The organism is Candidatus Magnetominusculus dajiuhuensis (assembly GCF_046044395.1).
In the GTDB taxonomy this organism is placed as follows: domain Bacteria; phylum Nitrospirota; class Thermodesulfovibrionia; order Thermodesulfovibrionales; family Magnetobacteriaceae; genus Magnetominusculus; species Magnetominusculus dajiuhuensis.
The window spans coordinates 1-16,886 of record NZ_JBJUSG010000085.1 but is presented as its reverse complement, the minus strand read 5'-3'; the positions used below and the strand labels follow the sequence as shown (position 1 = coordinate 16,886).

General features: G+C 47.3%; 12 protein-coding genes. 6 read left to right on the top strand and 6 right to left on the bottom strand.

Annotated elements, in window-relative coordinates:
* Window positions 1-220: 220 nt before the first annotated feature.
* A complete protein-coding gene (locus AB7D94_RS11805; RefSeq protein WP_420266085.1) occupies window positions 221-2,332 on the bottom strand; it encodes a sensor histidine kinase in 2,112 nt (703 codons plus the stop codon).
* 93 nt (window positions 2,333-2,425) lie between these two features.
* Here AB7D94_RS11805 and AB7D94_RS11800 point away from each other — a divergent pair, with 93 nt between their 5' ends.
* From AB7D94_RS11800 to AB7D94_RS11775, 6 genes are all read left to right on the top strand, one after another.
* Entirely contained in the window at window positions 2,426-2,722 is a 297-nt protein-coding gene (locus tag AB7D94_RS11800) for a hypothetical protein (RefSeq protein ID WP_420266084.1), read from the top strand.
* Window positions 2,723-2,888: 166 nt separating this feature from the next.
* Entirely contained in the window at window positions 2,889-4,301 is a 1,413-nt protein-coding gene (locus AB7D94_RS11795; RefSeq protein WP_420266083.1) for a response regulator, read from the top strand.
* A gap of 30 nt (window positions 4,302-4,331) precedes the next feature.
* A complete protein-coding gene (locus AB7D94_RS11790; RefSeq protein ID WP_420266082.1) occupies window positions 4,332-5,414 on the top strand; it encodes a sensor histidine kinase in 1,083 nt (360 codons plus the stop codon).
* Window positions 5,415-5,676: 262 nt separating this feature from the next.
* Entirely contained in the window at window positions 5,677-7,557 is a 1,881-nt protein-coding gene (locus AB7D94_RS11785) for a sensor histidine kinase (protein ID WP_420266081.1), read from the top strand.
* Window positions 7,544-8,761, top strand: a complete 1,218-nt coding sequence (locus AB7D94_RS11780) for a response regulator (RefSeq protein ID WP_420266080.1) — start codon at window positions 7,544-7,546, stop codon at window positions 8,759-8,761. Before AB7D94_RS11785 ends, AB7D94_RS11780 begins: the two co-directional genes overlap by 14 nt.
* Complete coding sequence (locus AB7D94_RS11775; protein ID WP_420266079.1) at window positions 8,758-10,401, top strand: hybrid sensor histidine kinase/response regulator; 1,644 nt, start codon at window positions 8,758-8,760, stop codon at window positions 10,399-10,401. The genes AB7D94_RS11780 and AB7D94_RS11775 overlap by 4 nt, the downstream gene beginning before the upstream one ends.
* 118 nt (window positions 10,402-10,519) lie before the next feature.
* On the opposite strand, the gene AB7D94_RS11770 is transcribed toward AB7D94_RS11775, so the two are convergent.
* The 5 genes from AB7D94_RS11770 to AB7D94_RS11750 all read right to left on the bottom strand — a co-directional run bounded on the left by AB7D94_RS11770 (window position 10,520) and on the right by AB7D94_RS11750 (window position 16,691).
* Window positions 10,520-11,512 (bottom strand): CAP domain-containing protein, encoded by a 993-nt coding sequence (locus AB7D94_RS11770; protein ID WP_420266078.1) that lies wholly within the window; start codon window positions 11,510-11,512, stop codon window positions 10,520-10,522.
* 9 nt (window positions 11,513-11,521) lie between these two features.
* The gene (locus AB7D94_RS11765) at window positions 11,522-12,076 is read right to left on the bottom strand and encodes an NUDIX hydrolase (protein ID WP_420266077.1); all 555 of its coding nucleotides are present in this window, start codon (window positions 12,074-12,076) and stop codon (window positions 11,522-11,524) included.
* Entirely contained in the window at window positions 12,073-13,518 is a 1,446-nt protein-coding gene (gene gatB / locus AB7D94_RS11760; RefSeq protein ID WP_420266076.1) for an Asp-tRNA(Asn)/Glu-tRNA(Gln) amidotransferase subunit GatB, read from the bottom strand. The genes AB7D94_RS11765 and gatB overlap by 4 nt, the downstream gene beginning before the upstream one ends.
* Window positions 13,515-14,975 (bottom strand): Asp-tRNA(Asn)/Glu-tRNA(Gln) amidotransferase subunit GatA, encoded by a 1,461-nt coding sequence (gatA, locus tag AB7D94_RS11755; RefSeq protein WP_420266075.1) that lies wholly within the window; start codon window positions 14,973-14,975, stop codon window positions 13,515-13,517. Before gatA ends, gatB begins: the two co-directional genes overlap by 4 nt.
* A 273-nt stretch (window positions 14,976-15,248) precedes the next feature.
* The gene (locus AB7D94_RS11750) at window positions 15,249-16,691 is read right to left on the bottom strand and encodes a menaquinone biosynthesis decarboxylase (RefSeq protein ID WP_420266074.1); all 1,443 of its coding nucleotides are present in this window, start codon (window positions 16,689-16,691) and stop codon (window positions 15,249-15,251) included.
* Window positions 16,692-16,886 lie beyond the last annotated feature (195 nt).

Below are 16,886 nucleotides of genomic sequence, written 5' to 3'. Positions count from 1 at the left end.
CCCCACCTCAAAAAAAAAAGGGGGGGGGGCTGCTTTACTATTGTGACACAGTCTGTTGTCCGGAATCTTCCCTTTAGTGGGAGTTTCATAATGACTGTGCATATTCTGAGGCATAAGGATCGATTCCGGACAAGCCGGAATGACAAAAATAAGAGAGGTGACAAAAATAAGAGAGGCAATTTCTAATGCGTTTGCCCTGTCAATCTTTATTTCTTAAACCTCACTTCTTAAACCTCAAAACAAACGTTGTCCCACCCGCTCTGTCAATCTCCAAACTCCCCCTGAGCTGCTTAACCAGTATTGACACTACCTTCAAGCCCAGACTCTTAGTCTTTCCTATCTCTATACCCTCAGGCAGGCCCACGCCGTTGTCGCCTACGATTAGTTCAAGCTCGTCCGTCTCTAACACGTTGAGCTTGATTGTAATTTCACCGGAGTCTCTGCCCTTGAAGGCGTATTTTAATATATTTGTAAAAAGCTCGTTTATTATCAATCCACATGGAATCACAACATCAATTTCAACGTTAATATCTTCAACATCAAATCTTAGGTCAATCTTATCCTTATCAGCGTTAAAAAATGTGAACATTGCAGTTACAAGGCTTAAAATGTATTCCTTAATACTAACCTCAGAAAGATTCCCCGTGTTATAAAGTCTTTCATGAACCAACGCAATTGATTGTATCCTGTTCTGGGTATCCTTGAGCGCGCCCTTAGACTGCGCATCTTCAACATGGTTTATCTGAAGCCCCACAAGCCCCGCGATCACCTGCAGATTGTTCTTCACGCGATGATGCAGCTCCCTCAGCAGCACCTCCTGTTCAGCGAGGGATTTCCTTAATCTATTCTCTGTTTCTTTTAGTTTAGTAATATCTGATATAACGGCAAAAGACCCAATATGATTTCCTTGTTCATCCATAAAGGGCGACGCGGAGACAATGACATTGACCCCCTCGCCATTCTTATGCAGGTGTGTAATTTCCACGCGGTCTCTTTCCCCTAATTGAATTTTGTTATTTATGCTATCTTTCGCTATGGCCTTCGTCTTATCGTCCATAAAGTCTAAAAACGGCACTCCTACCATCTCCTCACCCGTGTAGCCAAGCATATCTGCCATTGCCTGATTAACAAATGTGGTAATGCCATCTTTATCAATAACCCAGACGCCCTCCTGAGAAAGCTCCACGAGCTGGCGATATTTATATTCACTTGCATATAGCGTCCGCTCTAATAATGACAATTGATCTATATTTGTTTGTAACTCCTGAGTTCTTTCTATTACCTTTGCTTCAAGTCCTTCATTTATTTTTATTATTGTTTTTTCGTATTCCTTTCTCTGTTTTATGTCCAGCGCCATAAGTGAAATGAGTAAGGCGACAAGAAATATTATGGTTACCGACAAAAGTACGTATAAGATATTCTCTCGGATTTCTTTGTTTACTTTATCTAATCCGGCAAGCATACATATATGCCAATCATCTTTATTATTATACAGCTCTTTCATAATATAACTGACGTCCTTGTATTTATTATCTTTAGCGTCCTTCCAGCGAAGGGTAACGATGGTTGCATTATCTTCATTCACAGATTTTACTATCGGCAAAGGTGGCAACGGTTCCGACAAATATTGCCGGCTGTCTTTGATTTGCCGCAAGGTTTCCTCCGGCAGTTTACCCATAGTGTGGAATAAGTACCTGTCGTCATTAGAGGCAAAAATCACATCGTTTTTATCTTCCATAAGCAATATCCCTTCGATTTCAAGTTTTTTTGCCTGAAAAATATCCAAATTATATTTGATAACAAATACGCCGGTTATATTATCGCCATGTCTGATGGGATAAGCGGTATAATACCCGGGAATATTAGTCATAGCGCCGATGGCAATATAACTGTTGCCCTGTCCCTTAATGGCCTTCTTAAAATATTCCCTGAAGCCAAAATTGCTGCCAATTAACGATTTGGGGGTCTTATAATTGCTTGAGGCAATTGTAAGGCCGTCTTTATTCATTATATAGGTTACAAAGGCTCCAATTGAATCATTAAAGTCTGACAGGTATTCATTCATGGCCTTAATCTTGTCAGGGTCAGGATGATGACAAAAATCCGAAATTCGGATACTTTTCGATAATACCTGTGCGTAAACACTATAACTGTCTATAGCAGCCTTAATATAACGATCGAATAATGTCACACGTTCCATCGTTTCTCTCTTCAGGATTTGCAGCTCGGTTTCCTTTGTAGTAGTAAAGGTGAGCCATGCCGCAATAAGGCAAACAGCCAGATACAGCAGAACAACCCTAAGATTAAACCATCGCATGATAATATTTTTCATTTACAGACCAACATGATTGCCTTTGGCTTGTTTATTTCCATAAAATAGTTTATCATAAGAATGATGGTTTATCGCAAGTATGGAGGTGGCTGAATGAAAAAAATAATTATCATATCGCTGTGTTGTCTTGCTGTCTTTTCAGCGTTGTCGTCAAATGCCTATTCCTGGTATACCGATTGTAACGCGACATCCCCCAGGGATACGAGTTTCTCTAACCCCGGCAGCGCGTTCCCGTCAGCCGGTGAGCAGTACTGCGGGATGGTCTTCTTTCGTGTCAAAAAGGAAATTGATAAACCCGCCGATGTCCAGGTGCTTAAGGGTAATTTCAACGAGGTGTTAAAAGAAGCCCCTAAACCCACGACTAAAGATGTCGAAGTACAGGGGAAGTAGCCCCTGAAGTAAAGTTTTTTAGAGTCTGTCATTCCAGCCTACGAGCTGGAATCCAGTCCTTACGCCATTTTCCGAAAGACTGGATTTCTGCTTTCGCAGGAATGACAGGGTTACTTGTGCGGGAGGTCAAACGGGGACGCTGCCTCTGCGGGTTCCTGCTTCTCATATGGCGAAGATATTAGTTATAGACGATGAGGTAATCATCAGGGACAGGCTGAGGAGCCTTCTGCTGCTTGATGACTTTGAAGTCTATGTTGCTGATTGCGGCACAGGGGGCATTAAAATATTCGACGCTGAAAACCCCGATCTCGTCATCTCCGATATTAAAATGCCCGGGATGGACGGCATAGATGTCTTAAAACGCGTAAAAGCGAAGAACAAGATTACTGAGGTAATCTTTATGACCGGCCACGGGGGCGTGGATACGGCCATTGAGGCGATGAAAGAAGGCGCGTTTGCCTATATCCAAAAACCCATTGACTACGACGAACTTAAGATAGAAATAGACAAGGCGTTAGAAAAACAAGGAATGCAGGTCAAAATTGATTCATACGTCAGGGAACTCAAAAAGAACGTAGATGAGTGGGAAGAAACATTTAACTGCGTAAACGATTGTCTTTCCATTCATGACGAAGACTTTAACATAGTCAGGACTAATAAGGCATTCACCGATACTTTCGGTTACACGGCGGACGAACTCAACAAAAAACCATGTTATGAGATGTTCGGCTGTTTAGAGGCAGACATATCCCAATGTCTTAACATGATAAGCCGTGGAAGCAAGAAATCATGTGCGAAAGAGATTTATAATCAGGGACTTAACATGTATTTCGAGGTTACGGCGTCTCCTATATTCAATGAAGAAGACGAGTTTAAAGGCACCATTCACAGGTTTCAGGATATTACACAGAGGAAAGTCAATGAGGATAATATTAAGGCGTCACTTGAGGAAAAAACCCTTTTGCTGCGGGAAATCCATCACAGGGTCAAAAACAACATGGAGATAATCTCAAGCCTCATGGAGCTTCATATTGAGGACATTGAAGACCAGAAGGTCATAGATATGTACAACGAGATGAAAAACAGGATACGCTCAATGGCCCTTGTGCATAAACTATTATATCAAAACGACAACCTTTCTCAGATTAATTTCAGTGAATACACGAACGACCTTGTAACTGACATCCTTGGCTCACGCAGTGTTGACCCAGCCGCGGTGTCTGTTGACATAGATATCAACAAAGATATTTTCATCGGGCTGGACACAGCTATCCCGTGTTGTCTGATAATAAACGAACTTATAACAAATTCCCTAAAGCACGCCTTTAAGGAAACGAAGTCAGGCACGCTCCATATCTCACTGAAAGACCTTGGGCAGAAGTCCTATGAACTAACCGTCAGGGATAATGGCGCAGGTATCCCCGATGGCTTTGACATAAACAAATCCACTTCACTTGGATTAAAGCTGATAAGGACATTGGGGGAGTATCAGCTCGGAGGGAAGATTGAAATGAACTCAAACCACGGGATGGAGTTTAAGTTGTTCTTTAAGGAATTACAATATAAGAAACGAATCTGACAATAATATGAAGCATTTCTGTATAATAATATGAAGAGGAAAACCGTGGACGACAAAGGGGTGCTGATAACTATGGTTCAGGAAGCGAAGGTGCAGGAAGCGAGGATTCAGGTAGTAGAGGACGAGGGGATAATCGCGTTAAATCTGGCGAGGAAGCTGGAGAAATTGGGCTATATCGTCAGTGCGGTTGTGCCGTCTTCTGAGCAGGCTATCAGCAAGGCCGGGACAGACAGGCCTGATTTGATATTGATGGACATAGCGATTCAGGGCGCTATGGATGGCATAGATACCGCCGCTGAAATTGCCAGACGGTTTGAGATACCCGTAGTCTTCATGACCGCCTACGCCGACGAGGCACTGCTTGAGCGCGCGAAGATAACCGAACCCTACGGCTATCTGGTTAAACCATCCACAGATAAAGAGATGCACATAATGATAAAGATGGCCCTCTACAAGCACAAGATGAATGAATGGCGCAAGTCCTCAGAATACAAGGAAACGCTCCTCAGGGAGATTCACCACAGGGTTAAAAATAATTTTCAGATAATTACCAGCCTGCTGAGCCTCCAGTCAGAAAACATAACCGATAGGACTATGCTGAATGTCTTCAGAGACAGCTATAACCGAATTAGGGCGATGGCGTCTATTCATGATAAGCTCTACCAGTCGGTGGATTTATCTTCTTTGGATTTTGACGAATATGTTCGTGAGCTTTCTACCGAGCTTATTGAATCATATGAACTGACCTCGGCGTCACCTACGCTGAGACTGGAGATGAATACCAAAACTGTCACTTTAGATATTGCGATTCCCTGCGGGCTGATAATCAACGAGATAGTCTCCAATTCGATGAAGTATGCCTTCGTGGGCAGGTCAGACGGCGGGATTTTTATAAGTTTTAACAAAGATGATGACGATAATTATGTCCTGACAGTCGGAGACAACGGCGCTGGTATCCCCAGTGATTTCGATATGACAAAATCACGCTCGCTTGGTATGCGCTTAGTACATGACCTCGCCACAAAAAAGCTGAAGGGGACTATTACAATAGACACGGCCTCAGGGACTGTGTATAGGATATGTTTTAAGAAGTTGAAGGCGGAGGGTGTGTAAATGTCCACACTGAATTCACCCTTGTCCATAGTGAAGTTACCCTTGTCCATAGTGAAGTTACCCTTAGTCTGTCATTCTTTAGTCTGTCATTCCGGCTTGTCCGGAATCTTCCTTGCTTTGAGGATGTGTAGAGACAGATTCCGGACAAGCCGGAATGACGGCAAGGTAAGCAGGGAGGAGGCATTTGGGGGGTCATCGAGACAATTTTTTGTCGCAGAGTGGGATTGTCGAATATGAATAAAATAGAGGTGGAACAAAACAGATGAACTCAATAGATAAACGCACCTCTGGCGTGTTTGGCAACATCTCGCTCACGCTGAAGATAGCCGCCATCATGTTAGTCATGGCTCTTGTACTTGGCGCCGTGATTAATCACCTGCATGGAAGAATGCTGAGGGAGCAGTTTAACGCCCAGCTAACTGAAAGATTGGACGGGCAAAGCAGCGAAAACAGACAGATTTTCGACAATTATTTTTTGGGTTATCAGCGCGCCGCCGGTGCGTTGGCAAACACCTGCTCCATGGCGGCCTATGTAAAGAACGTGGCATGGGAAAGCGGCCAGACTATTAAAACATACGAAGAACAGGACATACCTCCGTGGCTGCCAAGGGCTTCGGTTCTAAAGTATTACGTTGGAATCGAGTACGCAGTGCTCTATGACGCAGAGGGAAGGCTAAGAGAGGTGTATAATGAAACAGCCACCCCGCTGCCCGGCGTGTTTAGTAATTTGGAGCAATTGCGGCTGCCTCAGGAGCAATCCCGCATGACCGCCCTTGACGGCATAAACTATATCCTTGCCTCCGAGAACGTGAAAGACTCCACCGGCAACAAGGCCGCAGTCCTCGTCATTGCCCATCGCATAAACAATGATTTACTCCAACACACAATGGGGGCGCTCTCAGACAGGAGAACCGTAGTGCTGGCCGACGCCAAAGACCATACCATAATTGCAATCAACAGGCCGGAGTTGCTGACAACAGAGAGGAAACTTGAAGACCTGAATAATAATTTTATTTTTGGTGGCAAGTCTTTTTTGGACTATGGCGAGAACGAACTCTACCTGATGTTTGCCTCGTTAATCCCCCTGAGCGACGTTAGTGTCCTCAGGGAAAAGGTACAGTCCGGCAGCAAGCGTTTTAGCATTATCAGCGCCGCCACCCTCTTACTGGCCTTTATCGTTATTATGCTCTATATCACTACGCGCATCAAGATGCTTGATAACTATGTGTCAACTGTCTCAAAAGAACACCTTGGGATAGAGCCGCCCGGCTCACTGGCGGGGGATCAACTCATGGTCTTAGAGCAGAGATTTCACGGCCTGTTTGATGAGATTATTGTTGCGAAGGCGCAGCTTGAGGCACGGGCAGAGGAGTTGGAGAGGATTAATAATGAATTAAAGGAGGCCACGGCACAGTTGATCCAGTCGGCAAAGCTCTCGGCCTTAGGCGAGCTTACCGCGGGAATTGCCCACGAGCTGAACCAACCCCTAAACGGCATAAAAATAGTCTGCCAATCTATATTAAAAGATATACAAAAAGACCGGCACGACCCCCAAGAACTTGTTACAGACCTTTCTGACATCGTCAAGCAAGTTGATAAAATGGCGGCAATCATTGACCACATGAGGGTTTTTACGCGCCGCACCGAGGCCATGAACACAGAAATACTGGACATAAACACAGTAGTGGAAGAGCCTTTTAAACTGTTAGACCAGCAATTAAAAAATATCGGGATAATAATAACAAAGAATCTGGCCCAGGAACTACCGCAGGTAAAGGGCGATGTTATACGGCTTGAGCAGGTGTTTATTAACCTGATAACCAATGCCAGAAATGCCATGAGAGACGACCAAAAGGGGGAAAAACATCTAACGATAAGTACGTATCCGCTGCCCCCTGATAAGGTTGTGATAGAGATAGGAGACACAGGGGCAGGCGTCCCTGACGCCATTAAAGACAAGATATTTCAGCCATTTTTTACCACAAACGCCCCCGGCAAGGGTACGGGGCTTGGCCTTTCGGTCTCAAAAAAGATAATAGAAGAACACGGCGGTATAATATCAGTGGAAAGCACCGTCGGCAAAGGAACGATATTCAGGATAATGCTGCCAACAATGGAGGGAGAAAGATATGTTACTGCATAAGGTTCTGCTAATCGAAGACGATGAGGTGGTCAGAAAGCAACTGGCGAAGTATATTCAAAAGGAGAGGTTTGATGTAATCCAGGCCGCGGACGGCCACACCGGCATTGAGTTGTTTCGTTCAGAAAAGCCGGACATAGTTTTAACTGACATGAAGATACCGGGCATTGACGGGATGGAGGTCATCACTACGATAAAACGTCTGTCGCCTGATACCGATGTAATCCTGTTTACCGGCTATGGGGAGACCGATACCGCCGTGATGGCCCTTCGTGAGGGCGTCCTTGACTATTTAAAAAAACCGATTGACCTTGAGGCCCTCAGCATGACCCTTGGAAGGGCCAGAGAAAGAGTAGTCGCACGGGACGAGCACTTTGTTCAGCCTATAATACTCCTGGTTGAAGACGAGGAGCTGCCACGCAAGCGCCTTGCCAGAGTACTGGCAAAGGAAAACTGGATGGTTATTGAGGCCGAAAACGGTGAGGACGCGGTCAGGACGTTTGGACTTGCTAAAATAGACATCGTCATCACAGACATTACAATGCCCGTGATGAACGGACTTGTGGCCTTGCATAAAATGAGGGAGATGAACAGAGATTTCGAGGCGATAGTCTTCACGGGATACGGCGACGAGGAGAGCGCTATACAGGCGCTGCGCGACGGGGCGATAAATTTTATAAAAAAACCCGTTGACATTGACCAGTTGTTAATGTCGGTGGAAAAGGCATTAGAGAAACTGCGCCTTGACAGGGCATTAAAATACCGCAATCGTGAGCTTGAGCTTGCCAGACAGATAATCGCCCAGGTAACCGCCGAGCAGGAAATAATAATCAACCTGCACAATTCGGTCTTAAAACAAGCGACGGACTTCGCCCAAAGACTTTTAGACGCCATCCCTACGTCAATCATGGTGATAAAGAGGGATTTCAACATAGTTTATGTCAACAAATCCCTCTCGTCCATATTAGGGGGCCGCTGCGATAAGTTAGATGAGCATATGATAGAGAGTATGAAAAAAATGGGGGTAAATGAACTTACGTTGCCGCAATTGACAGGGACGATGGACAGGCTTTATGAGGCACCTGGCAACATAGAAATCATGAAAACGGGTGATTACTCATCCCTTACCCTTACCCTGATTACGATTGTAGGGGATGTGAGGGACAGTTATGTTCTGATTGCCGTTCGCGGCGAAAGGTCAGTGTGACTTCAAATAAGACAACAGTGCTCATTGTTGATGACGACAGGATAATCAGGGAGCAATTAGAGAAGGAGATATCAAGGGGGTTTTATAATGTCGTTACGGCGGCAGACGGCAAGTCGGCGGTTGAGGCGCTGGGCCGCGGCGACGTGAGTATCGCCATTATAGACATAAACCTTCCCGACATTGATGGCATCAAGCTACTTAAGAAATTAAAGGGGATGAGGCCAGAGTGTGAACTTATAGTAATGACCGGCTATGGAAATCTTGATTTGGCCGTTTCGTCACTGAGGTCAGGCGCAATTGACTATATAGAAAAACCCTTCAACATGGAGGAATTTCACGCTGCCCTTGGCAGGGCGCAAGAGAAACTCTCCGAAAAAGATATGCTTATCAGCAGCACCTCCATATTAATAATAGACGATGACGAGCTGGTTGTCAGAAGGCTGGGAATATTTTTTAAGAAGGAGGACTTTGAGGTTTTTACGGCATCAAGCGGTCGCGACGGCCTTGAAATTATTGAGTTCAATAAAATAGACGTGGTCATTACGGATATACGAATGGGCGACATGGACGGCATTGAGGTTTTAGAGCGGGCAAAGAGTTACTACAAGGATATCGAGTGCATCATATTAACCGGCCTTAAGGACAATGAATACGCGGTTAAGTCGCTTAGGGCAGGGGCGGCTGATTATATAACCAAGCCCATCAATCTTGACGAGTTGCTTCTTTCAGTCAATAAGGCCATAGAAAGGATAAACCTCAACCGAACCCGCCTGTACAGAAACAGGGAGCTTAAAATATCCCACGAGATTATAACAAAGATGCACGAAGAACTTGAGAGAAGGATACAGGAGCGCTCATCTGAGCTTGATAATATTCAGGCAAAACTCTTTCATACGTCGAAACTAACCACACTTGGAGAGATGTCAGCCGGCATTGCCCATGAGATGAACCAGCCTCTGGGCGGCATAGCCCTCGTTGCCAAGAGTTTTCGTAAAATGCTCGAAAGGGACAGATTGACACGAATAGAGATAGAATCCGGCCTGAACGACATAGAGACGTCAGTAAAGAGGATGGCAAAGATAATCCAGCACATAAGGACATTCTCAAGGCAGGACACATTGAAATTTACAGAAGTCAATGTCGTAGATACGCTTGACAGCGCGTTCAGTCTTCTGGATGAGCAGCTCAGGCTGCATGAAATAGAGGTCGTTAAGGAATTCCCTTCTTCCTCGACAAGGATTTCAGGCGAACCTTTTCGGCTTGAGCAGGTGTGGATAAACCTGATAACTAACGCCAGAGACGCGATGAACGAAAAATCCAGACTGATTAAGGCAATAAAAGACCCCGACTGCGCAAATTACAATAAGTGCCTGAAAATCACCGTCACGCAAGACGACGAAAATAGCCCTGTGGCCGTCGTAGTAAGCGATAACGGGATAGGGATGTCTCCAACTATAAAGGAAAGGGCGCTTGAGCCGTTTTTTACGACAAAAGAAGTAGGCCAGGGAACCGGACTAGGCCTGTCCATAAGTTATGGCATCATTAAAGACCACAACGGCAGGTTAGAAATAGAAAGCACTGAGGGCGAAGGCACCGCAGTCAAGGTATTGCTGCCAAGGAATATACCGAAAGAGGATTAACGACGAAGGGGGGGTAACCCCCCCTTCACCCCGTAAATTTCGTCCACGCTTTATCTATTGATTTCCGGCTGCCGCCCGTTGGCGGCTTCAGTACTCCGGCTGAAGACTATGTGCGCCCTTAAATCACCCTGATAACCTGCGCGCCACCGGCAAAACCGTCCTCTGTGGACACGCGTGCGCTGCCACCCGCGTATGGGATAGACGACGGGTCTTCTTTTAAATAAAATACGATGTAGTAGTATCCTTTTTTTTGCATTTTTATGGATATGGAAAATTCGCCGCTTCTCACATCAAAGTGTCTGCCGTCTTTGTTGAAATCCCATGGGGGCAGGATGACCATCTTCTCCGCACCAGCGTCCTTGTATGATGTCGGTTGCGATTTTGGATTGGCTGGTGGGATTAATGCCGCGTCATGCGTTACAGATACCATGTACAGGCCATACTGACCCGGCTCTATTACCCTGCCTGTGAATACGAGGTCATCCCCAAGTGGGATAGTCTTTTGCGACGGGCCTGATATTTCTATATATTTATCTAAAAACTCTTCACAGTATGTATAGTTCCCATCTTTAACGAATGCCCCTATGCCGATATAATTGTGCCGTTTTTCGAGAATATTACGCCTGTGGCCGTCATCGGGCGGCAGCTCGGCCATAAACATGCCGTGTCCCTTTATTGCAAGGCCGGTAACGGTCGTCTGGTCTGTCGCAATTGCCGTGGAACTCTTAAAGAGGCAGACATTTTCAGCGATATGCCCATCACCGCCCTCATCAAGATTATAGCGGTGGAACGGGCGTGAACCGTTTAGTCCAATATGACCAAAGAAGTCCTCCGCGGCCATTGCCTCACAGTGTCTCTGGGCTGCCCTTGACGCCGTGTCATCAAGATTCACGGGCGGCAGGCCGTGGGAACTCCGGGAGTTGTTAATCTGCTGGAGCGCCTCAGCGATGGGTGTGTTGGGCGGCGGCGGGTGTGCCTCAGCAATGGGTGCGATAGTCTTCTGCGGTTGGGGCTCAACCGCGGCATCCTCGGGCGCTTTCTCTGAGCCATAATACTTCCAGAGGCAAACGACAAGCACCGCACACAGGACAATCAGCAGCCATCTTCGCATTTTCAGCGTCTATCGCCCCGACCAGTTTAGATAACTGGCGAACTCGTGTTCAAAATTGCCGCTTAAAATCCCCTTGCCGAGGGTATCTTTTATCTCGTCTAAATCCCAGTACCGAACCTCATCTATCTCATCGGTATTAAAAACTATCTCTCCATTGTGTATGTAAGAGTATGAATGCACGAGTTCTGATTCTATTTGATTTGAGTGAATGTACTTGTACATAAATCGTGGTGCGGCGCAACTGCACGGCGGACCCTCGCCCCACCCTTCAGGGACAGGCATTGTTATCCCCAGCTCCTCCTCCATCTCACGAAATACCGCCGCCTCTATCGTCTCCCCCAGGTCCACATGCCCGCCCACTGAGGTGTCCCACACGCCGGGGGCCACGTCCTTTGCCATCGAACGCTTCTGCAGCAGGAGCTTTCCCTCAACATTAAATACGAACACATGCACGACACGATGGAGCAGCTTATTGTTGCCGTGGGCTTCGCTGCGTCTGGCCTGCCCGATTACCTGCCCTTCGGGTGTGACCATATCGAGTAATTCGCCGCCGTTAGCGCTCATAAAAGCAACCTTTTTAGTATCTCGTTGACGGCCTTTGGGTTGGCCTTTCCCTTTGTTTTCTTCATTACCTCGCCTACGAAAAATCCCGTCAGCTTTGTCTCACCGGCCTTGTAGCGGGCTGTCTCGTTGGGGTTTTCCGCAATGACCGCCGCTACGGTTTTCTCAAGCTCACCCACGTCAGAAATCTGCACAAGCCCTTTTTCTTTTACCACTTCCTCTGCCGACTTGCCGGTGTTAAACATGTCCTCAAAGACGATTTTAGCGGTCTTTAGATTAATCGTGCCGTTGTTTATGAGTTGTATCAGCCCGTGCAGGTGTTCAGGCCTAAGCGGAGACGCCTCAATGGCCAAACCCTTTTCGTTTAACAGCCTCATCATCTCGCCCATCATCCAGTTGCTTACGTCTTTGGGGTTGGCACCCAGACCTACCGTCTGTTCAAACCATGCGGCGGTATGCCTTTCGGCTGCCAGCAAGTCGGCGTCATAGGCAGGCAGCTTGTAGTCTTCAATATATCGTCGTACCTTCTCATCAGGCAGCTCAGGGATTTCTTTTCTTATCTGTGCTATCCAGCCCTCATCAACCATGAGCGGCACGAGGTCTGGCTCAGGGAAATATCTATAGTCGTGCGCCTCTTCCTTTGAGCGCATGGATTCGGTCGTGCCGGTTGTCGTGTTCCAGAGCCTTGTCTCCTGTATAATACGCCCACCTTCGTTGAGTACGCGCGTCTGCCTTTGAATTTCATACTCCAGCGCTTTTTCTATGAATTTAAAAGAGTTGATATTCTTTATTTCCGTCTTTACACCAAGCTCTTTCACGCCCTGCGGCCTTAGTGATACGTTGGCGTCGCAGCGCAGAGATCCCTCATCCATATTGCCGTCGCATACATCAAGGTATCTTAATATCGTCCTGATCTTACGCACATAGGCAGCCGCCTCCTTTGGAGTTTTGATGTCCGGTTCTGACACTATCTCCATCAGCGGCACTCCGGCGCGGTTTAAATCCACATAACTAAAGCTGCCCGCCCCTTCGTGTATATTTTTGCCAGCATCCTCCTCCATGTGAATCCTCGTCAGGTTTATACGCCTTTGTCCTTCATCGTCATCCACATTCAGCATAACAAAGCCCCCTTCGCAGATGGGCAGCTCATACTGGCTTACCTGATAGCCTTTGGGGAGGTCGGGATAAAAGTAATTCTTGCGGGCAAACCGGCTGAATGGCGATATTTTGCATCCCAGCGCAACCCCCGTCTTTATCGTAAACTCAAGCGCGAGCTTATTTATCACCGGCAGCACGCCGGGCATTCCTATACATACCGGGCAGGTCTGCGTGTTCGGCTCTTCGCCGAAGCGCGTCGGGCAACCGCAGAACATCTTCGATTGTGTCTTCATTTGGGCATGAATCTCCAGCCCTATAACCGTTTCATAATCGTTAACGATTTTCATATAGACGGCCTCCTCTCATACCAACCGACGGCGCGTTCGTATGCGTGGCCAGCCTTTAATATCGCCGCTTCGTCGAAATGCCTCCCTATCAGTTGAAGCCCTATGGGCAGACCGCCTGAGTCAAAGCCACAGGGGATGGATATTGCCGGTACTCCGGCGAGATTTACTGATATGGTAAAAATATCGCTTAGGTACATCTGGAGGGGGTCATCGGCCTTTTCGCCAATCTTAAACGCGGTCGTTGGCGATGTGGGCGTGGCAATAACGTCAACACGCTTAAACGCCTCGTCAAAATCCCTCTTTATAAGTGTCCGAACCTGTTGAGCCTTCTTATAGTACGCGTCATAATAACCTGAGGAAAGGGCGTATGTCCCAAGCATTATCCTCCTTTTGACCTCTTGCCCGAATCCCTTAGCGCGCGTCTCCATGTACGTGCTGATAAGGTCGCTGCCACTGACCCTCATGCCGTACTTTACGCCGTCGTACCGTGCCAGATTGGAGCTTGCCTCACTTGTGGCGATGATATAATAAGCGGCCACCGCGTAGGCCGTGTGAGGCAATTTGATAGAGACAACCTCGGCACCAAGCCGCCGCATCTCCTCTATCGCAGCCCTTACAGCCACCTCTACCTCTCTGTCCATGCCATCAATGAAATACTCCTCCGGTATGCCTATTTTAAGGCCATGCAATTTAATACCCTGCAAATTCCCGGACATAACCGCAGTGTAATCGGGGATGGCGTTGTGGGCTGAGGTTGAGTCTCTGTTGTCACCGCCGGCAATCGCGTTTAACACGATTGCAGCGTCCTCCACTGTCTTAGTAATAGGGCCAATCTGGTCAAGTGACGAGGCAAAGGCCACGAGGCCGAACCTTGATACGAGGCCGTATGTGGGTTTAAGTCCTACGACGCCGCAAAACGATGCGGGCTGGCGGATTGACCCGCCGGTGTCTGAGCCAATGGCGGCGATGCACATATCGGCCGCCACGGCTGCCGCCGAACCACCGCTGCTGCCGCCGGGGGCACGAGTGACGTCCCACGGGTTTTTCGTCGTAAAAAACCCGGAGTTCTCTGTTGATGAGCCCATGGCAAACTCATCGAGGTTGGTCTTTCCGGTGAGACAATATCCGGCCTCCTGAAGTTTAGTCGTTACGGTGCTTTCGTATGGGGGAATGAAATTCTCAAGTATCTTAGAGGCGCATGTTGTACGCACACCCTTAACGCACATGTTGTCTTTGATGGCTATTGGGATACCGTGGAGGGGGCTGTTGCCGCTGCCTGCCGATAAACGCCCGGCTTGTTCCATTGCAATATCTTTTGTGACGGTTATGTATGCTCCGACGCGGCTGTCAAGCGCCCCAATCCTGCCCATAACTGACTCTGTGAGGGCCAGGGGGGTCAATTCATTCTTAGAAATAAGCCCTGCCGCTTCTGCTATTGTAAGCCTGAATAGTTCCAAATAAAACTACCTCCCGTGTTTTTTTACTCGTGGCGCGAGCGCGACGGTAAAATATCCAATTGTTGATTCTATCACGATTAAGACAGCAAGTGCAACATTTTGGCTGGACACATTTTTCGACCCATGACAGCCGGAGTTCTGGAAGCCGCCAGCGAGCGGCAGGTGGAAATCAATAGACAAAGCGTGGGCGAGAATACGGGGTGAAGGGGGAGTTACTCCCCCTTCGTCGTTAATCCTTTAATCCTTTAATTCTTTCATCTCATCTTTCATCTTTTATAAACCATACTCAGGCCAGCGCTTATTGACGAGGGCGATGATTTCAGCAGACATCGCTATGTCATCAGGCCAATTTCGCGTAAACCCTTCGGAGGCAAGTTTTTTTGTGGCGTCTATGCCAATCTTGCCGCCGTAGGCTGGTATTGCGGAGGCATGTTCAAGAACATCCAGCGGTCCTTCAACAATTACGGTATCTCTTTTGGGGTCAACATTGTTTCCTATCCTCCAGACGACTTCTGAGGGGTTTTGAACGTCCACCCACTTGTCCACAATGACAATCATCTTGGTAAAACTCATCTGTCCCATACCCCAGAGGGCATACATCACCTTTCTGGCGTGGCCGGGGTAACGCTTATCTATTGAGATAAGGGCTATGTTATGAAACACGCCCTCAAGGGGCAGGTTCATATCAATAATTTCGGGAAGTTGTTTTCTTAGTAGCGGCAGGAAAATCCTCTCTGTCGCCTTTGCTATAAAACAATCCTCCATAGGAGGCTTCCCTACGATAGTGGCCGGATAAATAGCATTTTTTCTGTGCGTGATACATGTAAGATGAAAGACGGGGAACTCGTCGGCTAAGGAGTAATATCCGGTATGGTCGCCAAACGGACCCTCTGTCCTACGTTCAAACGGCTCGACATACCCTTCAAGTACGAACTCGGCATTAGCGGGGACTTCAAGGGCTACGGTTTCACACTTAATAAGCTCAACAGGAGATTTCCTTAAAAATCCCGCGAAGAGCATCTCGTCTATACCTTCTGGAAGCGGTGCGGTAGCGGTATAAAGCGTTGCCGGGTCTGCGCCGATGACGACGGCCACATCGAGGCGCCTTCCCAGTTTTTCAGCTTTTTTGTAGTGCCTTGCGCCGTCTTTGTGCATATGCCAGTGCATCCCCGTTGTGGTATCGTCATAGACCTGCATCCTGTACATGCCGCAGTTTCTCTCACCGGTCTCAGGGTCTTTGGTGAACACCATAGGCAGGGTAATAAACCTGCCGCCATCTTCTGGCCATGTCTTTAAGATAGGCAAGGCAAACAGAGACGGATTATCTCTTATTATCACATCTTTACACTGCCCGTGCCTGACGTATGAAGGGAAAAAATCGGCAAGGCGTTTTAACATCGGCAGTGCCCTGAGCTTAGAAATAAAATTAGTGGGGATTTCAGGCTCTAAGAATTCGACTATTTCCTTCCCTATTGAATCAATTGACTCAACGCCGAGGGCGAGGCACATCCTCTCATAGGAACCGAAGAGGTTGACCGCACAGGCAAACTCAGAACCCTTGCAGTGCTCAAACAATAGCGCCGCCCCACCCTGTTTCACTATTCTATCATTGATTGCGGCAATCTCAAGCACAGGGTCAACCCCTGCCTTCACGCGCCTGAGCAGGGCCTTCTTTTCCAGCGTCCTTATAAAATCACTCAAATCTTTATATGCCATATTAACACAACCAGCTTCATTATAGCACAAAGGGATTGTCTTATAACAAATGGAGATATGCAGGGCTAAGGCAATCGCATTAGAAATTGCCCCCCTTATTTTTGTCATTCCGGCTTGCAGACTGTGTCACAATAGTAAAGCAGCCCCCCCCCTTTTTTTTGAGGTGGGGGGCTGTGGTCGTAGCGCTGGGCAGTG